Here is a 16,666-nt window from a genome sequence, read left to right as displayed (position 1 = left end):
TTCTGGGACACCTCTGAACAGATCCTTGGTTCGTCATCCCGGCAAAAGGCGGAATTCATCTTCTTCAGGGACTTGCAAGCAACATGGATCCCGGCTTCCACCGCGATAGCGGGGCTCTCGGCTGTGTGGCCACGCACCACCTTAACGAAGCGGCAGTCAGTCAGGCTTTTCCATCGACAGCGGGATGCGCAGGTAACTATCCGTTCGCCATTCGATATCCAGCGGAATCGCCGCGTCGGCGATCGATTCGTCGCTGACGCCCCCGCCGGTGCCGTAGTTGACCTGGTGCATCGGATCCTTGACCACGTCCAGCACCACCAGCAGGCGACTGCCCTTTTCCAGTCTGCGACTCACCATCCGCGTTCGCTCGAACGGAATCGACGTCCACTCGCCCGGATCGAGCAGCTCGCGTGTAGCGATGTCCCGGGCGAAACTGGCGCGGCCCAGATAGTACGAAAGCTGCATCACGCGGCCGTCGGCCATCATCTCGTACAGGACGACGGTGAAATCGAAATCGCGCTTGTTGATGCGCGCCTTCAGTTCGCCCGAGAACGTCCCGGTGATCGTGACAGGATGTTCGAATGGCGCGCTGATGAAGGAAAACCCGCTTTCGACTGACAATGAATCGCGGAAGATGGGGGCCGGATAATAGCTATGGCTGAAGGTCGTACGGTCAGCGAAATCGATCTGTTGCGTAAGCACGGCGATACCGACCGGCTTCTTCTTCGAAAGCATCCGATTTCCACCGGTGAGTGCGTCGGATAGATAAAAATCGACCGAACCGCCGCCCGCAGCCGCCAGCGATGGCGCATGCCGCCATTCGTTTGCCCCCATCACCTCGTAGTTCACGCGATCCTTCAGTAATTCAGGCCTTGCACCGCCGCGCATTACGTAATCCAGCCACTGGAAGGTGACATCCACGGTGTCGAACTGCGCGACCGGGTCGATCCTGTAGCCATTCAGGACGGGGGGTTTGAACGGGGCCTGCGCGCCGAAATGGTCGTACGGCCCGATCAGCAGGTAATGTTCCGCGTCCGGTTTGTAGCGGTAATGTTCCTTGAAATAGTGCAATGCGGAAATCTGGCCATCGTCGTAATAGCCGGTAATCGACAGCACCGGGATGTCGATCCGTGAGAAGTCCTCCTTGTACGGCACCATCGCCTGCCAATAGGCATCGTAGGCGGGATGAAGCAGCCAGCGCTGCAGCAGTGGATTCGGCGTGCCATCCACCTGGTCGATCTCGCGGTACGGCCGGCCGCTCTTGAACCACTTTTCATCCAGCGTGTTCCAGCGTTCGCGCTGCGAGTAAGTGTCGTTATCGAGAAGCCGGTTGTTCGCAACGAAGAACGCCCAGCCGTAGTTGGCGCTGAGGAAAACATTGTTCTCCATCGGCAGGCCCTGCCCTGGAATGGCCGCGACGTAGGGAACGATGGTCTTCAATGCGGGATGGCCACGCTTCGCCGCGGCCCATGCGGCGAAGCCCGAATAGCTCCCGCCGTACATGCCAACCTCCCCGTTGCTCCACGGTTGCCGGCTGGCCCAATCGACCGCGGCATTCGCGTCGTCAGCCTCGTGCTCGTACGGCACGATCCGATCCATGCTCAGCCGCTTTCCGCGCGCATCAACGACCACGCCCACGTAGCCACGCGCAGCGGCCTGCATGGCCTGTTTCAGATGCTGCCCGAGATCCGTGTAGATGGTGAAAAGCAACGCTACAGGCTTGCGCTTCGGCTGCTTTCGCGCGCGCACCACTACCGCGGACAGCGTCGCACCCTGCGCCGTCGTGAAGACATGGTTCTCTTCGACGAGATAGCGTGCCCGTTCATCCTCCGCGATCAGTTCTGGACCAAGCCGCATCGCCGCTTCATAGACCTCGACGAATGCGTACTGCCGCGCCAGTTCGAGCGCATCAGGCAACGAAACGGATCTGCTGTCCACGTGCTCCTTCAACCCCCCGTCGAGATCCGAACGGGCACGATCGAGGTCGGCCGTGAACCAGTGCTGTGCACGATTGGCCGCCAAGTCGTCGGTGTTGCCGAAGCGCTCCCGGAAGGCCTGTCCATAGGCAACATCGAATGGAACTCCGCTACCGGATTCGATCGTCCTCGCCTGCGCATACACCAGATACGGCGTCCAGCGATCCGCGCGTCGTGCATTTCCGGCATCGACCAACTTACGCATGACGGCATGGATCGTCCCCACCGCATCAGCATGGCGCCCGGCCGCGATCTGCAGGTGAGCGAAACTGCCGTCGGGAAATCCCACCTCACCCGATTCGCGGGATGCAATCACCTTGTCGAAAAGGCCGATGATGGCCACCTCCGGCGCCGCTCCGCCATCCCGCCGTGGAAGCTCGAATTGTTGCGCCGATGCGGTCGCCGACCAGATCAGGAGTACCACGATCAACATGTACGCCTTCATCAGGTATCTCCGGAATGGCACGTCAAGGAAGAAAGGACGCGATCTCTGGATAGGTCAGGAGTACTGCGCCGACTTCACCAACAGGTTCTTGGCGAACAACCCGTGCAGCCGGCCGATGCCGCGTGCCATGTGCAGGGTCACGAACAGCAGCAGCACGCCGACCACGCTCAGCAGCGGCAGCAGCCACGGGGCCTGCGCCGGGATGTCGACCCCGAACATCCACACGTTCAGGTGTACGCCGGGAAGCAATGCCAGCGGCGAGAGCACCAGCGACAGCGACACGCTCACGAAGCTCACCGCCAGCGCGAAGTACAGGATCCCCAGCGGCAGCATGGCGAGGAAGTACAGCACCGTGCTCCAGGTGCGCGGGTCGAGGAACATGTCCTTGATCCGTTCCAGCAGCGGCTTTCCGCGATCGCCATACAGCGGCCTGCGCGGCATGCGCTCGCCCAGCATCGTCTCGACGATGCGTCCTTCCAGCAGCGACAGCATCCGGATCGAGCCCAGGAACAGGATCAGGAACGGAATGCCGATGATCAACACCGACAGGCCCGCCGACAGCGACGTGCCCGCCACCACCCAGATGAAGTAGAAGATGCCGGTGGCCAGGCTCAGCACCATGTAGAACAGCGCCGCATAGGCGCGCGGATCGGCGGCAACGCCGAAGAAGCGCCCCAACATCGACTTGCGCGGACGCGGCGGCGGCGCGCGCAGCGCGGTCTGCACCTTCACTTCGGTGTCGCGGTAGATGTCGGCGACTTCCTCCGGCGCGCCATAGCTCGACGCGACCGCGGCGATCACTTCGGCTTCGGACTGGTCGAGGTTGGCCGCCATTTCCGAGCGCAGGTATTCCTCCGCGTCGTACAGCGCGTCCTGCACCAGCGCCGGGTCGGCGCCGGCCAGCGCGCGGCGCAGCTGGTCGAGATATTCGGGAATGGTGGTCGGCAGCACGGTGGTCATGGTTCGAGTCCCCTGAGGACGGCATCGACGGAATCGCGGGTGGCGCGCCAGGCGGCGCTCCATTCGTGCAGGACGGCGCGGCCGGCGGCGGTGATCCGGTAGTAGCGCCGCGGCGGGCCGGACATCGACGGCTCGACATGGCTGTCCAGCAGCCCGGACGAACCGAGGTTGCGCAGCACCGGATACAGCGCGCTCTGCTTGCCGCTGAGCACGCCGTCACCGAAGCGCTCCAGCCGCTTGGCGATCTGGTAGCCGTACATCGGCTCCCCCGCGGCCCGCAGCACGGCCAGCAGCACCAGCGCCACGGTGCCGCCGCTGAGCTCCTTCTGGAACTTGCGCAGCTGGCCGGCGATGTCGGGATCGGGCTCGCCCATGGCGGCGCTCCTGTGGTTCGGATCCGATACTAGTGCGAAGTTCGCTATAGCGAATGTGCCGCTAGTAATGGCGAAGTCCGTCGCCTCTGGTGTGAGCGGCTTCAGCCGCGAGCCTTTGTCTTGGCCCCTCCCCCTGCGCAGGCAGGGGGAGGCTGGGAGGGGGTGTCCACGGTTCGCTGCGATGCCAACGGCGCCCCTCCCCAACCCGTCCGGCCCGCCAGCACAGCTGGCGGGCGTTCGTTGGCACGCGAACCAATGGTTCGCAAACGCGCCGCCTCACCCCCTGCCGTCGCAGGGGAGGGAGTCAAAGGCAGCTGCCGCAGGGCGCGGCTACACTCGAACGACCGCCATCCGCACGAGATCCACGAATGCGCCCTGCCCTGCTTGCCCTGCTGGTTGCCGCCGCCCTTTCACCGTCGCTCGCCGTCGCCGCCGATGAAACACCGAAGCCGAAGACCACGCAGGAGCTGCTGGACGCCTCGCAACCATCGGACTGGCGCACGCTCGACCCGGCCGACACGCTCTACCTCGAACTGGCCAGCGGCCGGGTGGTGGTCGAACTGGCGCCGGACTTCGCGCCGGAGCACGTGGGCAACATCCGCACCCTCGCCCACGAGGGCTACTGGGACGGCATGAGCATCAACCGCTCGCAGGACAACTTCGTCGTGCAGTGGGGCGACCCGGCCGAGGAAGGCCAGCCGCGCAAGTCGCTGGGCAGCGCGAAGACGCAGCTGCCGGCCGAGTTCGAGCGCCCTGCCGCCGGCCTCGACTTCCACGCGCTGCCGGACAAGGACGGCTGGGCGCCGCAGGTCGGCTTCGCCGCCGGCTTCCCCGCAGCGCGCGACCCCGCCGGGGGCAAGGCCTGGATGGCGCATTGCTACGGCGCGGTCGGCGCCGGGCGCGGCATGGCCGCGGACTCGAGCGACGGCACCGAGCTCTACGTGGTCGACGGCCAGTCGCCGCGCCAGCTCGACCGCAACATCACCCTGGTCGGGCGCGTGGTCGACGGCATGGAACTGCTGAGCGTGCTCCCGCGCGGCACCGGCCCGCTGGGCTTCTACGAGGACGCCGCGCAGCGCGTGCCGATCGAGGCGATCCGCCTGGCCACCGACGTGCCCGAGGCGGAGCGCCCGAAGCTGCAGGTGCTGCGCACCGACACCCCGCTGTTCGACGCGGTGGTCGAGTCGCGTCGCAACCGCCGCGACGACTGGTACAAGCGCCCCGCCGGCCACATCGACCTGTGCAACATCACCATCCCCACGCGCGAGCCACCGGCGGCCGACGCACCCTGACAGATCCGTCACGCGCGTTTAGCTTTTTCCCGACTAGCCTGCCTGCACCCCACACGTGCAAGGATCGAAGATGGCCCTGCTCCGCATCCGCCTGACCGGCAGCGACGACGCCGCCCGCGCGGTGATGAACCTGCTGCAGAGCTTGGACGGCATCGAACACGTCGAGGAAATCGGCGACCTGATGACGCACATGGACGACGCCGACTCGAGCTCGGCGGGACTGAGCGACGTGGAGGGTCCGCAGATGCACGAGATCGAGATCGGCGTGCCCAACGAGTCCACCGGCCGCAAGGTGCGCGACGCGGTCGACGCGCTGGCGTTCGACCTCGAAGCGCTGGTGGAGTTCGAGGACGACGAAGACGAGTGAGGTCGCGTTTGGTGGCAGGTTGCCGTCCCTGCGATGCGGGTCATCGGCCGTCGTACGCGCCTTCGAGCGCCCCGACGTAGCGTTCCACCGAACGACGCAGCGCAGCGCGCGCATCTGTGGCGATGCTGCGCCCCCACCAGGCGCCGTGGATCGCATCGAACCGGTACGGCTCGACGGCCGCCGCAATCCCTCGCACCGCGCGCGCCGACAGCGGGATGTAGTTCGGGAAGCTGCGCATGAAGCCGGCGTGGCGGTTGTCCATCGCCACCTGGATCACGTCGCCAGTCAGCAGCGCGCCGCGACCGTCATGCAGGTGCGGCACGTGCGCGATCGCGCCGCCGGCGAAGTGACCGCCGCAACGGATGAGCGCCATGCCGTCCCACAGTTCGCGCGTTTCGCCGTCCCAGTATTCGATCGCAGGCGCGGCACGCATCACCCACTCGCGGTCGGCGGCATGCAGCAGGATCGGCACGTCGCCGAACGCGCGACTCCATTCGACCATGCCCGAGTAGTAGTGCGGGTGCGAGATCGCAATCGCGCGGATGCCGCCGGCTTCGCGCACGCGCGCCACGGTGTCCTCATCGACCAGCGCGATGCAGTCCCACAGCAGGTTGCCGCCCGGCGAACGCACCAGCAGCGCGCGCTGGCCGATCGCGAAGCCTGGCTCGGTGCCGATGCCGAGCAGGCCTTCGGCCTCCGGTTCGACGCGGTTGCGATGCGTGTCGCGCAGCGCTTCGAGCGTGGTCCACTGCTGCCCGCCGCGGCCGACGTACTGGCGCTCGTCCTCGCAGACCGGACAACGGTCCGGCTCGCGCGTGCCATCGACGAACTGGGTCCCGCAGGTGACGCAGATGAAGTTCACGATCCGGCTCCTGAGAAGGAGAGCCCAAGGTACCAGTCCGGTCCCCTGCCCTTGTGGGAGCGGCTTCAGCCGCGAGCTTTCCGGGGAAGTGCCGGCGAGATCAAAAGCTCGCGGCTTAAGCCGCTCCCACAGGTGCGCGTGCGGCATCGAGAAGCGCAAGGCGTTCGGCTTCAACCATCGCCCGGCTCCAGTGGATTGAAACCCAGCAGCCGCAGCCCCGTCTCGGTGCGCGGCCGGTGCGAGGAACCGGGCAGGAAGTGCAGCCAACTTCCGGCCGGGAAGCGCCGGTCGCCCTCGATCATCTCGCCTTCGAGCACGTACACGTCCTCGCCCGTCGGGTGCTCGTCGACGCGCGGCCATTCGCTGCCGGGCGCCATCTCGACGATCCACGCGCGCATGCCGCGTGCGGCCGGCAGGTCGCGGCGCACGCAGCCAGAGCCTACCTCGATCGCCGGCGCGTCCGCGGCGAGCAGCGCATGCATGTCGCCGGTGATGCCGGTCATCGCGCGCCCCGCTGGCTGATCGCCACGCTGCCCAGGATCATCGCGCCGGCGATGCCCATGGCCAGCGTCAGCGGTTCATCGAGCAGCATCCACGCCCAGGCCACGCCGAACAGCGGCACCAGGTAGGTCACGGTCGAGGCGCGGCTGGCACCGATGCGCGCAATCAGGCGGTAGTACATGACGAACGCGATGCCGGTGCACAGCACGCCCAGCATCGACGCCGAGAACCAGGACTGCATCGGGATCGCATGCTCCGGCCAGGACGCGACGGCGAACGGCAGCACCAGCAGCGCGGACGTGCCGAGCGTCGCCGCAGCCACCGCCGCCGGCGGCAGGCCGGTCAGGTGCCGCCGCACCAGGTTGATGCCGATGCCGTACAGGAACGAGGCCGTGGCCCCGGCCACCACCGCCCAGCCGATGCTCGCGCCCGCGATCTTGCTGCTGGCCAGCACCACCACGCCGGCGAACCCGGCCAGCAGCGCCAGCGAGCGCCGCGTCCCGATCTTCTCGCCGAAGAACAGGAAGCCGACCAGCGCTGTGAACAGCACCGTCATCGCGTTGGCGATCGCGCCGATGCCGGCCGGCGCGCGCTGCGCGGCCCATGCGAACAGGATGAACGGCACCGCCGAGTTGATCGCACCGATCAGCGCCAGCTTCGGCCACAGCGAACGCGGGAAATGCGTGCGCGACCGCCACAGGAACGGCAGCAGCACCAGCGCGCCGAGCCCGAGGCGCATCTCCACCAGCGGCACGGCGCCGAAGTCGTTCGCCGCAACCCGCATGAACAGGAACGATGCGCCCCAGATCGCGCCCAACACGGTCAGTTCGAGCGGGGTCATCCAGTCGCGCGTGGTCGCCTGTCGCAGGCCGGCTGTAGCGGCCGGGGTGCAGTCGATGCTGGTCATGCCGTGAATCCTGTGGGGGACTGGCCTGCATTGTCCGGGCTGACAGAGGCCCCACAAGCGCATACTTTGTGTCCGAGCCACAAATCAGACTTGTGTCTCAAGGAAGCCCCGGATGAACCTGCGCTCCGCCCTGTTGCCGTCGCTCGGCGTGTTCGCCGCGGCGGCCCGGCATCAGAACTTCGCCCACGCCGCGGACGAGCTGCACCTGACCGCCAGCGCGGTCAGCCATCACGTGCGCAAGCTCGAAGCGAGCCTCGGGGTGGCCCTGTTCCAGCGCCACGCGCGCGGCGTGACGCTGACCGGCGAGGGCCGACTGCTGGCCGACGCCGCCTCGGCTGCCGTCTCGGAGCTCGAAGCGGTCGCACAGTCGCTCGGACGCAGCGACGACCGCCAGCGCCTGCGCATCAATACCCTGCACTCGCTCGCCCATTGCTGGCTGCTGCCGCGACTGCCGGGCTTCCTGTCCGTGCACCCGGACATCCGCATCAGCCTCGACACCGGCACCGCGCTTGCGCGCTTCGACGACGGCGGCCCGGACCTTGCCATCCGCCACGGCCCCGGCCACTGGCCCGGGCTCAGGGCCCGTCACCTGATGGACGACGCGTTGTTCCCGGTTGCCGCGCCCTCGCTGCCTGGCATCGACGTCATCACCGCCCCCGGCGACCTGCTGGCGTTCCCGCTGCTCTCCGACCTCGCGCTGCAGGGCTGGCCGGACTGGTTCCGCGCCGCGGGCCTGCACGGGCAGCGGCTGCCGGACATGCACATGTTCAACGACAGCACCGACGTCATGCGCGCGGCTTCGGTGGGCCTCGGCATCGGCCTGGCGCGGCAGCACATCGCCGCGCCCTGGCTGCAGCGCGGCGAACTGCTGCGCCTGCCCGGCCCGGTGCTCAAGACCCGCTTCGCCTACTATGCCGTGCACCCCGCGCACCGCCGCCCGCGCGCACCGGCGGCGGCGTTCATCGAGTGGCTGCGCGAGGAGGCGCGGAACACGATGCCCGCACCGGAAACGGCATGACCCTGCAGGAGCGGGTCAGAAACTCGCGCCGTCCACTTGCGAGACTTTCAGGGCGGACAGGTCCACGTCCGGCAGGCAGCGCACGTTGACCGCGACCATCTTCGCCCCGGTGCGCGGATCTGCGCCTTCGCTGAAGGGGGCGATGCCGCAGGTCGGGCAGAAGTGGTGCGCGAGGTGCTCCTTGTTGAAGCGATAGGTGCCGTAGTTCGACTCCGGCGTGGTCAGCGTCAGCGCTTCGCGCGGGAAGAACGCGAGCAGGCCACCGCGGCGGCGGCACATCGAGCAGTTGCAGTCGATCGCGTCGCTCACCTCGCCCTCGAGGTCGAAGGCGATGGCGCCGCAGTGGCAGCTTCCGTGATGGGTCATGGCTGGACTCCTGATCAGGGGCCTGCACCTTAGCGCCGTGAACCGGCTCCGCGCCACCACGGACGAACGCCACATGGCACCGCGGCGGCTTCGTGACAGAATCGGCCCCTTCCCACGCACGACCGGAACCGCCATGCGCAAGACCCTGCCCGCTGTCGCCCTGCTCACCCTCGCCCTCGCCGCCTGCCAGCCACAGGCGCCGTCCACGCCCGCCGCCGACGGCGCGCAGCAGGACGCGGCCACCGCGCCCGACGCCGAGGCGGATGCCGCCTTCGCCGCGCTCTCGAAGGAATGGCTCGACGGCTGGCTGCGGCTCAACCCGGTCTACGCGACCCAGGTCGGCGACCACAGCCATGACGACCGGATCGACGACCTTGGCGCCGAAGGCCGCAAGGCCACCATCGATTTCAACAAGGCGATCCTCGCCAAGCTCGACGCGATCGACACCGCCGCGCTCTCGCGCAAGAACCAGGTCGACGCGCTGATCCTGCGCAACCAGGTCGAAGGCGACATCTGGAACGTCGAGACGCTGCAGTCCTGGGCCTGGGATCCGCAGGCCTACAACGGCCTGGCCGGCGGCGCGATCTACGGACTGATGGCGCGCGACTTCGCGCCGATGACCGAGCGCCTGAAGTCCGCCACCGCGCGCATGCAGAAGATCCCGGCGCTGTTCGCGCAGATGCGCGAGAACCTCGACCCGGCGCGCGTGCCGAAGATCCACGCCGAGACGGTGGCGAAGCAGAACGCCGGCCTGCTGGCGCTGGTCGACGAGTTCATCACGCCCAACGCCGGCCAGCTCGAAGGCGACGACCGCAAGCAGCTCGACGATGCCGTCGCCACGCTGCGCAAGACCGTTGCCGAGCAGCAGGAATGGCTCGACGACACCCTGGTGCCGAACGCGAAGGGCGACTTCCGCATCGGCGCCGAACTGTACGACCAGAAGCTGAAGTTCTCGCTCAACTCGGCGCTGTCGCGCGCGGAGATCAAGCAGCGCGCGGAAGCCGAACTCAAGCGCGTGCGCGACGAGATGTACGGCATCGCCCGCACCGTGCTCGCGGACAAGGCCGATGCGCCCGAGATGCCCGACGCGCCGAGCGATGGCCAGCGCCAGGCCGCGATCGAAGCCGCGCTGGAGCTCGCCTACGCCGACCGCCCCGCGCGCAGCGAGGTGGTCGACGCCGCCAAGCAGGCGCTGGCCGACGCCACCGCGTTCGTGAAGGAGAAGGACCTGGTCACGGTGCCCGACGATCCGGTCAAGATCATCCTGATGCCGGAATTCCAGCGCGGCGTGGCCGTGGCCTACTGCGACTCGCCCGGCCCGCTCGACAAGGGCCTGGACACCTACTTCGCGATCTCGCCGATCCCCGACGACTGGAGCGACGAGCAGGCAACGTCGTTCCTGCGCGAATACAACTCGCGCATGATCGACCTGCTGGCGATCCACGAGGCGATGCCCGGCCACTACCTGGAAGGCGCGCACTCGGCGCAGTTCCCGTCCACGCTGCGCGCGGTGCTGCGCTCGGGCCCGTTCGCGGAAGGCTGGGCGGTCTACACCGAGAAGATGATGACCGACGCCGGCTACCTCGACGGCGACCCGCTGTTCCGCCTGGTGCAGCTGAAGTTCTACCTGCGCAGCGTCGCCAACGCGATCCTCGACCAGGGCGTGCACGTCGACGGCTGGAGCCGCGAACAGGCGATGCACCTGATGACCCACGACACCTTCCAGCAGGAGCGCGAAGCCGCCGGCAAGTGGGTGCGCGCGCAGCTGACCTCGGCCCAGCTGCCGACGTACTTCGTCGGCGTGCAGGAACACTTCGACACGCGCAAGGCGGTGGAGGCGAAGCTGGGGGACAAGTTCGACCTCAAGGCCTACAACGACCAGGTGCTGTCCTACGGCGCCCCGCCCGTGCGCTTCGTGCGCCAGCTGATGCTGGACCAGCCGATCGAGTAACCACCCTGCAACACCAGGAACCGCAGGTCGGGGCTACGCCCCCGACGCTTCGTTTGCGGGCGTCGGGGCTGTAGCCCCGACCTGCGGCTCCAGCCGCGTTTACGGCTTCTCCACCGGCGCCAGGCGCAGGTCCTGGAAGTCGAAGCTGAAATCGGTGCGCGGCGAGACCGGCACCATCAGCGCCTGGACGATCTTCCCGTCCGGATCGAGCGAGAACGTCAGGAACGCGTCCGCGTTCAACCCACGGTCGCGCCAGCGCACGATGAAAGTGTCGTGCTGCCAGTGCTCCAGGTCGCCGAGCAGCTGCGCGGTCTTCGAGAACTGGATCTGCAGGCCCTTGCCGCTGCGGCTGATGACGACGTCGCCGTACCACGGGTCGCGGTAGGTCCCGGCGTAGCCGTCCAGCGGCAGCGACGGTTTCGAATCCGCATCGCGCGCGGCCAGGTGCTTGTTCCAGCTCTCGTCGGCCTTCTCCTGCGACTTCGCCATCGCGACGGCATACGCGGCCACCCAGTCGGTCTCCGGCGCGTCCAGGTAGGCGTCGAGCACGCGCATGGTGATCGCATTGAACGCCGAGCCGACCTCGGCACTGGTCAGCACCACCACGCCCAGTTCCTTTTCCGGCACCAGGGTCAGGCGCGAGACCATGCCCGGCCAGCCGCCGGTGTGGTAGACGAGCTTGCTGCCACGATAGTCGGTCAGCACCCAGCCCTCGCCGTAGCCGCGGAAGTTGGGCTTGGTCGCGGCAAGCTCAGGCACCGACGGCTCGGAGATCGGGATCGGCGTCAGCACCGACCACATTTCCTTCTGCCGCTTTTCGCTGAACAGCCGCTTCGCGTCGTCGCCTTCACCCGAGATCACGCCGCCGTCGAGCTGCACGCGCATCCACTTCGACAGGTCGTGCACGCTCGAATAGATGCCGCCGGCGCCGGCCACGTTCGACCAGGTCAGCGGCGCGACCGGCTTGAGGTCCTTGAAGTCGAACTTCGCGTGACCGGTGGCGAAGTTGTCACCGGGCTTCAGGTAATCGGCGTTGAAGCGGGTCTCGGCCATGCCGAGCGGCCCGAAGATGCGGGTGCGCAGGAACTGTTCGTACGACATCCCGCTCGCGGCTTCGATCACCTGCTGGGCGACGCCGAACAGGATGTTGTCGTAGGCGTAGCGCTCGCGGAAACCGCCGCTGATCGGCACGTCGCGCAGGCGCTCGGCGACCTCGCGCGCGGTGTAGGTGGTGGTCGGCCAGAACAGCAGGTCGCCGGCGCCCAGTCCGAGGCCGCTGCGGTGCGCGAGCAGGTCGCGGATGCGCATCTCGCGGGTGATGTAGGCATCGGACATGCGGAACCACGGCAGGTGGTCGATCACGCGGTCGTCGAGCTCGAGCTTGCCCTCGTCGGCGAGGATCGAGATCGACGCGGCGGTGAAGGCCTTGGTATTGGAGGCGATGGCGAACTGCGTATGCGCATCCACCTTCGCCGGCTCTCCGAGCTTGCGCACGCCGTAGCCGCGTTCGAGCACGACCTGCCCGTCCTTGACGACGGCCACCGCGATGCCGGGCACGTCGAACTGCTCGCGCACGCGCTCGACGTAGGCGTCCAGGTCCTGCAGCGCCTCCGGCAAGCTGCCGCCCGCATCGACGGCGGCAACCGGCGCGGCTGCGGGTGGCGCGGCAACGGCGGCGCCGCAGGACAGCGCGATGGACACGACGAGACAGGCGCTGCGCAGGAGCGTCGAGGCGGAAGGCATGCGTTTCCCCAGATGGAATGACCGCTGCATTGTAGTCAGACGCCGCCGCGCGTCGGAACCGCACGCCCGGCACGGGACGCGCGCGGCCGAAAGTCGTAGATTCGGGGCTCCGCCGAACCACAGGACGCCCACGATGTCCCTGGCCGCCGACACCACCGCCACCATCATCCCCTGCCTGCGCTACCGCGACGCCCACGCGGCGATCGACTGGCTGTGCCGCGCCTTCGGCTTCGAAAAGCAGGCTGTGTACGCCGACGGCGACACCGTGCACCACGCACAGCTCACCTTCGGCAACGGCATGATCATGCTCGGCTCGGCCGACAACGCCAGCGAGTGGGGCCGGCAGATCGCGCAGCCCGACGAGATCGGCATGCGCGACACCCAGAGTCCGTGCGTGATCGTCGTCGACACCGACGCGCACTACGCGCGGGCCAGGGCCGCCGGCGCGACCATCGTCATGGACATCGCCGACCAGGACTACGGCGGGCGCGGCTATTCCTGCCGCGACATCGAGGGCCACCTGTGGTGGTTCGGCAGCTACGACCCATGGAAGGACCATGGCTGACGAGCTGTTCACCGCGCACCCGCCGAAGGCCATCGACGGCATCCGCGCCGGCATCGGCGGCTGGACGTTCGCGCCCTGGCGCAGCAACTTCTACCCGTCCGGCCTGGTGCAGCGGCGCGAACTGGAATACGCAAGCCGCCACGTCAGCGCGATCGAGATCAACGGCACCTACTACGGCACGCAGAAACCGGCGGCGTACGCGAAGTGGCGCGACCAGACGCCGGAGGGCTTCGTGTTCTCGGCCAAGGCGCCGAAGCGGATCATGGCCTCGCGCACGCTGGCGAAGACGCGCGCGCAGGTCGAGGACTTCATCGGCGGCATCGTCGAACTGGGCGACCGGCTCGGACCGCTGGTGTGGCAGTTCGACCGCGGCACGAAGATCGACGCGGATGACTTCGCGGCGTTCCTCGAACTGCTGCCGGAAAAGGCAGGCGGACGCCGGCTGCGGCATGTGCTCGACGTGCGCGACCCCGGCTTCGTCGATGCGCGCTACCTGGCGCTGGCACGACAGCACGGCATGGCGACGGTGTTCACGGACTCGACCGAGCATCCCTCGTTCGCCGACGTCACCGCGGATTTCGTCTACGCGCGGCTGATGCGCTCGCGCGCGGAAGTTGCCACCGGCTATCCGGCCGCGGAACTCCAGCAGTGGGCCGGCCGCGCGCGGACATGGGCGGCCGGCGGCGATCCCGACGACCTGCCGCGGATCGAACCGGCCCCGGCACCTGCGGCAAAGCGCGACGTCTTCCTCTACTTCATCAGTGCTGCGAAGGAACGCAACCCGGCCGCCGCAGTGGCACTGCTACACGAACTGGGCGCCTGACCGCCCCCGTTTTGTCACCACCCCGTTTTTGTAGGAGCGGCTTCGCCGCGAGCTGTTGTTTCGGCCCCTCCCCCTGCGAAGGCAGGGGGAGGCTGGGAGGGGGTGGTCACGGTTCGAGCTGATCCGAAAGACACCCCTCCCCAACCCTCCCCTGCCTTCGCAGGGGAGGGAGTAAAAAGCTCGCGGCTTCCGCCGCTCCCACAACCACCCCGGAGGCGATAATGCGCGCAGCCTCCCTGCCCCGCCTTCCCCATGACCCCGACCGCCAAGGCTCAGTGGCAGATCCACCTCTGCGTCGTGTTGTGGGGCTTCACCGCCATCCTCGGCAAGCTCATCACCCTGCCCGCGCTGCCGCTGGTGTGGTGGCGGATGCTGCTGGTCACCGCCACCCTGGCGCTGCTGCCGAAAGTCTGGCGCGGGCTGCGCTCGATGTCGCCGCGATTGCTGCTGGCCTATGCCGGCATCGGCGCGCTGGTGGCGCTGCACTGGCTGACGTTCTATGGCGCGATCAAGCTGTCCAACGCCTCGGTCGGCGCCACCTGCATCGCGCTGGGCACGCCGATGACCGCGCTGCTGGAGCCGTGGCTGGCCGGGCGGCGCTTCTCGTGGCGCGACGTGCTGCTCGGCATCGCCGTGCTGCCGGGCGTGGCACTGGTCGTTGGCGGCGTGCCCGACGACATGCACCTGGGGATCGCGGTCGGCACGCTGTCGGCACTGCTGGTGGCGATCTTCGGCTCGCTCAACAAGCGCTTCGTCGAACGCGGCGAGCCGCTGGCGATCACCGCGCTGGAGCTCGGTGCGGGCACGCTGCTGCTCACCGTGCTCGCGCCGGCGATGCCGCTGATGTTCCCCGCGTTCTCCGGCTCGCTGTTCACGCTGCCCGACGCGCACGATATGGGCTTCCTGCTCGTGCTGGCGCTGGCCTGCACCTTGTTCCCCTTCGCCCTGTCGCTGGTGGCGCTGCGCCACATGAGCGCCTTCGCCGCGCAGCTGGCGGTCAACCTGGAACCGGTCTACGCGATCCTCCTGGCAATCGTGCTGCTCGGCGAGCAGCACGAGCTGTCGCCGAAGTTCTACCTCGGCGTGGTGATCATCCTCGGCGCGGTCCTGGCGTACCCCCTGTTCGGGCCAAGGCGGCGGATCGGGCACCCCGAGGTCCTGGCGACCGCGGAATCCAAGGGCATCATCGAGTAGCGCACAATCGTGCCGCCGCGGGGCCATTCCTTCGACGGCGTGACAAGACGGCCCGCGCCGCGAACCATGTCCATGACGGGCGCGATCGCCCACGGACCAGGACCAAGGATGCAAGCCGGCGCCACCACGACAGCGGACGACCGCCAGGCCTTCGGTGAACTGCTGCAGCAGCACCGCGGCATCGTGTTCAAGGTCGCCGGCGCCTACGCACGCTCGGCGGAGGACCGCGACGACCTGGCCCAGGAGATCGCCGTGCAGCTGTGGCGCGCCTGGCCGAACTACGACCCGGCGCGCCGGTTCTCGACCTGGATGTACCGCATCGCGCTGAACGTGGCGATCTCCTTCCTGCGCAGCGACGGCCACCGGCGCCGGCACGCCGTGCCGCTGGACGAGGCCATCCACGACATGGCCGACGACAACAGCGTCGACCACGAGACCGCCGCACAGCTGCGCATGCTGCATCGCTTCATCGCCACGCTCGAACCGCTCAACCGCGCACTGTTGCTGCTCTACCTCGACGAGCGCAGCACCCGCGAGATGGCCGAAGTGCTGGGCATCTCGGAAAGCAACGTCACCACCAAGATCAGCCGCCTCAGGCAGCGCATCCGCGACCACGTGGCGGCCCCCGGAAACGAATGACGATGGATTCGACCATGGAACTCGACGAACTCAAGCAGGCCTGGCAATCGCTGGATCGCCAGCTGCAGCAGCAGAAGCGGATCAACCTCGAACTGCTCACCGAAACCCGGATGCGCAAGGCGAAGGCTGGCCTGCGCTGGCTGCAGGCGCTCGCCGTCGGGCAAATCGCCGTCGGCCTGGCGGTGACGGTCTTCTGCGCCAGCTTCTGGAGTTCGCACATGCGCGAACCGGCGCTGCTGCTGTCCGGCATCGTCCTGCACGCCTACGGCGTCGCCATGATCATCACCGGGGTGATGGAGATGCTGCTGCTGGTGCGCACCGACTACGCCGCACAGATCGTCACGATCCAGAAGTACCTGGCGCTGCTGCGGCAGTGGCGCATCCGCACGAAGCGATGGTTCGGCCTGGCGCAGTGGATCCTGTGGATCCCGGTGACCCTGGTCATGCTCGAATACCTGATCGGCTTCGACCTGTGGGCGCATTCGCCGGCGACGGTCGGCGGATTCCTCGCCGCGGGCGTCGCCGGCCTGCTCTTTACGCTGTGGCTGATGTTCTGGTCGCCGCGCGCCCTGCGCCGGCGCGTAGGCGACTACATCGACGACAACAGCACCGGCTCGCTGCTCAGGCGCGCGCAGGCAACGCTCGACGAGATCGCCAGCTTCGAACGCGATTAATCCGACCCT

The 16,666-nt window shown here is 67.9% G+C and carries 17 protein-coding genes; 9 read left to right on the top strand and 8 right to left on the bottom strand.

Going from position 1 to position 16,666, the window contains the following annotated elements; all coding sequences use genetic code 11:
- Positions 1–156: 156 nt before the first annotated feature.
- From ACFONC_RS14785 to ACFONC_RS14775, 3 genes are read right to left on the bottom strand one after another with little or no spacing between them, the layout of a single operon-like run.
- On the bottom strand, positions 157–2,421 hold the full coding sequence (locus tag ACFONC_RS14785; RefSeq protein ID WP_386745357.1) for a CocE/NonD family hydrolase: 2,265 nt from the start codon (positions 2,419–2,421) through the stop codon (positions 157–159).
- Positions 2,422–2,475: 54 nt separating this feature from the next.
- Complete coding sequence (locus ACFONC_RS14780) at positions 2,476–3,381, bottom strand: sensor domain-containing protein (protein WP_386745355.1); 906 nt, start codon at positions 3,379–3,381, stop codon at positions 2,476–2,478.
- Positions 3,378–3,755 carry a PadR family transcriptional regulator gene (locus tag ACFONC_RS14775; RefSeq protein ID WP_386745354.1) on the bottom strand — a complete coding sequence of 126 codons (378 nt, stop codon included), beginning with the start codon at positions 3,753–3,755 and terminating at the stop codon, positions 3,378–3,380. The genes ACFONC_RS14780 and ACFONC_RS14775 overlap by 4 nt, the downstream gene beginning before the upstream one ends.
- 368 nt (positions 3,756–4,123) lie before the next feature.
- Here ACFONC_RS14775 and ACFONC_RS14770 point away from each other — a divergent pair, with 368 nt between their 5' ends.
- Both ACFONC_RS14770 and ACFONC_RS14765 read left to right on the top strand, forming a co-directional pair.
- Positions 4,124–5,047 carry a peptidylprolyl isomerase gene (locus tag ACFONC_RS14770; protein WP_386745353.1) on the top strand — a complete coding sequence of 308 codons (924 nt, stop codon included), beginning with the start codon at positions 4,124–4,126 and terminating at the stop codon, positions 5,045–5,047.
- A 70-nt stretch (positions 5,048–5,117) separates the two neighbouring features.
- Entirely contained in the window at positions 5,118–5,414 is a 297-nt protein-coding gene (locus tag ACFONC_RS14765) for a hypothetical protein (RefSeq protein WP_386745351.1), read from the top strand.
- 40 nt (positions 5,415–5,454) lie between these two features.
- On the opposite strand, the gene ACFONC_RS14760 is transcribed toward ACFONC_RS14765, so the two are convergent.
- From ACFONC_RS14760 to ACFONC_RS14750, 3 genes are all read right to left on the bottom strand, one after another.
- Positions 5,455–6,276 (bottom strand): MBL fold metallo-hydrolase, encoded by an 822-nt coding sequence (locus ACFONC_RS14760; RefSeq protein WP_386745349.1) that lies wholly within the window; start codon positions 6,274–6,276, stop codon positions 5,455–5,457.
- 170 nt (positions 6,277–6,446) lie between these two features.
- The gene (locus ACFONC_RS14755; RefSeq protein WP_386745347.1) at positions 6,447–6,779 is read right to left on the bottom strand and encodes a cupin domain-containing protein; all 333 of its coding nucleotides are present in this window, start codon (positions 6,777–6,779) and stop codon (positions 6,447–6,449) included.
- The gene (locus tag ACFONC_RS14750) at positions 6,776–7,684 is read right to left on the bottom strand and encodes a DMT family transporter (RefSeq protein ID WP_386745345.1); all 909 of its coding nucleotides are present in this window, start codon (positions 7,682–7,684) and stop codon (positions 6,776–6,778) included. The genes ACFONC_RS14755 and ACFONC_RS14750 overlap by 4 nt, the downstream gene beginning before the upstream one ends.
- Positions 7,685–7,796: 112 nt before the next feature.
- Here ACFONC_RS14750 and ACFONC_RS14745 point away from each other — a divergent pair, with 112 nt between their 5' ends.
- Positions 7,797–8,702, top strand: coding sequence for a LysR substrate-binding domain-containing protein (locus ACFONC_RS14745; protein WP_386745343.1), 906 nt, complete (start codon positions 7,797–7,799; stop codon positions 8,700–8,702).
- 15 nt (positions 8,703–8,717) lie between these two features.
- Here ACFONC_RS14745 and ACFONC_RS14740 read toward each other — a convergent pair whose 3' ends face one another.
- A complete protein-coding gene (locus ACFONC_RS14740) occupies positions 8,718–9,068 on the bottom strand; it encodes a GFA family protein (RefSeq protein ID WP_386745341.1) in 351 nt (116 codons plus the stop codon).
- 133 nt (positions 9,069–9,201) lie between these two features.
- Here ACFONC_RS14740 and ACFONC_RS14735 point away from each other — a divergent pair, with 133 nt between their 5' ends.
- Positions 9,202–11,019, top strand: a complete 1,818-nt coding sequence (locus ACFONC_RS14735; RefSeq protein ID WP_386745339.1) for a DUF885 domain-containing protein — start codon at positions 9,202–9,204, stop codon at positions 11,017–11,019.
- 99 nt (positions 11,020–11,118) lie between these two features.
- Here ACFONC_RS14735 and ACFONC_RS14730 read toward each other — a convergent pair whose 3' ends face one another.
- Positions 11,119–12,762 (bottom strand): serine hydrolase, encoded by a 1,644-nt coding sequence (locus ACFONC_RS14730; protein WP_386745337.1) that lies wholly within the window; start codon positions 12,760–12,762, stop codon positions 11,119–11,121.
- Positions 12,763–12,895: 133 nt separating this feature from the next.
- Here ACFONC_RS14730 and ACFONC_RS14725 point away from each other — a divergent pair, with 133 nt between their 5' ends.
- From ACFONC_RS14725 to ACFONC_RS14705, 5 genes are all read left to right on the top strand, one after another.
- Positions 12,896–13,327: a VOC family protein gene (locus ACFONC_RS14725; protein WP_386745336.1), complete on the top strand. Its 432-nt coding sequence runs from the start codon at positions 12,896–12,898 to the stop codon at positions 13,325–13,327.
- Positions 13,320–14,150 (top strand): DUF72 domain-containing protein, encoded by an 831-nt coding sequence (locus ACFONC_RS14720; RefSeq protein WP_386745334.1) that lies wholly within the window; start codon positions 13,320–13,322, stop codon positions 14,148–14,150. Before ACFONC_RS14725 ends, ACFONC_RS14720 begins: the two co-directional genes overlap by 8 nt.
- Before the next feature lie 252 nt (positions 14,151–14,402).
- Positions 14,403–15,344, top strand: a complete 942-nt coding sequence (locus ACFONC_RS14715; protein WP_386745332.1) for a DMT family transporter — start codon at positions 14,403–14,405, stop codon at positions 15,342–15,344.
- Between the two features lie 108 nt (positions 15,345–15,452).
- A complete protein-coding gene (locus ACFONC_RS14710) occupies positions 15,453–15,983 on the top strand; it encodes an RNA polymerase sigma factor (RefSeq protein WP_386745331.1) in 531 nt (176 codons plus the stop codon).
- Positions 15,984–15,985: 2 nt separating this feature from the next.
- Positions 15,986–16,657 (top strand): hypothetical protein, encoded by a 672-nt coding sequence (locus ACFONC_RS14705; RefSeq protein ID WP_386745329.1) that lies wholly within the window; start codon positions 15,986–15,988, stop codon positions 16,655–16,657.
- The last annotated feature ends 9 nt before the right edge of the window (positions 16,658–16,666 follow it).

The sequence above is a fragment of the Luteimonas soli genome (genome assembly GCF_042648865.1).
GTDB classification, from domain to species: domain Bacteria; phylum Pseudomonadota; class Gammaproteobacteria; order Xanthomonadales; family Xanthomonadaceae; genus Luteimonas; species Luteimonas soli.
This window is presented reverse-complemented; position numbering and strand designations above follow the sequence as displayed.

Coding starts and splice junctions, on each gene's coding strand:
- ACFONC_RS14735 (WP_386745339.1), top strand. CDS start 9,202: ATGCGCAAGACCCTGCCCGCTGTCGCCCTGCTCACCCTCGCCCTCGCC.
- ACFONC_RS14775 (WP_386745354.1), bottom strand. CDS start 3,755: ATGGGCGAGCCCGATCCCGACATCGCCGGCCAGCTGCGCAAGTTCCAG.
- ACFONC_RS14765 (WP_386745351.1), top strand. CDS start 5,118: ATGGCCCTGCTCCGCATCCGCCTGACCGGCAGCGACGACGCCGCCCGC.
- ACFONC_RS14720 (WP_386745334.1), top strand. CDS start 13,320: ATGGCTGACGAGCTGTTCACCGCGCACCCGCCGAAGGCCATCGACGGC.
- ACFONC_RS14755 (WP_386745347.1), bottom strand. CDS start 6,779: ATGACCGGCATCACCGGCGACATGCATGCGCTGCTCGCCGCGGACGCG.
- ACFONC_RS14745 (WP_386745343.1), top strand. CDS start 7,797: ATGAACCTGCGCTCCGCCCTGTTGCCGTCGCTCGGCGTGTTCGCCGCG.
- ACFONC_RS14730 (WP_386745337.1), bottom strand. CDS start 12,762: ATGCCTTCCGCCTCGACGCTCCTGCGCAGCGCCTGTCTCGTCGTGTCC.
- ACFONC_RS14715 (WP_386745332.1), top strand. CDS start 14,403: ATGACCCCGACCGCCAAGGCTCAGTGGCAGATCCACCTCTGCGTCGTG.
- ACFONC_RS14740 (WP_386745341.1), bottom strand. CDS start 9,068: ATGACCCATCACGGAAGCTGCCACTGCGGCGCCATCGCCTTCGACCTC.
- ACFONC_RS14705 (WP_386745329.1), top strand. CDS start 15,986: ATGGATTCGACCATGGAACTCGACGAACTCAAGCAGGCCTGGCAATCG.
- ACFONC_RS14770 (WP_386745353.1), top strand. CDS start 4,124: ATGCGCCCTGCCCTGCTTGCCCTGCTGGTTGCCGCCGCCCTTTCACCG.
- ACFONC_RS14785 (WP_386745357.1), bottom strand. CDS start 2,421: ATGAAGGCGTACATGTTGATCGTGGTACTCCTGATCTGGTCGGCGACC.
- ACFONC_RS14725 (WP_386745336.1), top strand. CDS start 12,896: ATGTCCCTGGCCGCCGACACCACCGCCACCATCATCCCCTGCCTGCGC.
- ACFONC_RS14710 (WP_386745331.1), top strand. CDS start 15,453: ATGCAAGCCGGCGCCACCACGACAGCGGACGACCGCCAGGCCTTCGGT.
- ACFONC_RS14750 (WP_386745345.1), bottom strand. CDS start 7,684: ATGACCAGCATCGACTGCACCCCGGCCGCTACAGCCGGCCTGCGACAG.
- ACFONC_RS14780 (WP_386745355.1), bottom strand. CDS start 3,381: ATGACCACCGTGCTGCCGACCACCATTCCCGAATATCTCGACCAGCTG.